Below are 291 nucleotides of genomic sequence, written 5' to 3' on the forward strand. Positions count from 1 at the left end.
GCTTCGCGCCCGAAATCCCTATGTGTCGGCTGTCATACGCGCCGTCCAGGCACGCTCCCGACAACGAGAGGCCAGAAAGCCTTATTTCCGAGCCGATGAACATCCAGCAGAAACATACCGAGCCGCTGATCCTGTCGGGCCGCGACGTGACCGCCGTGCTTGGGCCGACCAACACGGGCAAGACCCATCTCGCCATCGAGCGCATGGTGGCGCACGAAACCGGCGTCATCGGCCTGCCGCTGAGGCTGCTGGCCCGGGAGGTCTACACACGCGTCTGCGAAAAGGTGGGCG

Annotated in this window: 1 protein-coding gene; it reads left to right on the forward strand. The window is 64.6% G+C overall.

From position 1 onward, the window contains the following. Positions 1 to 95 precede the first annotated feature (95 nt). Positions 96 to 291, forward strand: a 196-nt coding sequence (locus tag EN852_RS39575) for a hypothetical protein (protein WP_135879956.1), incomplete at its 3' end; no start/stop codon positions are given.

The sequence above is a fragment of the Mesorhizobium sp. M2E.F.Ca.ET.209.01.1.1 genome (assembly GCF_004010375.2).
Taxonomy (GTDB): Bacteria; Pseudomonadota; Alphaproteobacteria; order Rhizobiales; family Rhizobiaceae; genus Mesorhizobium.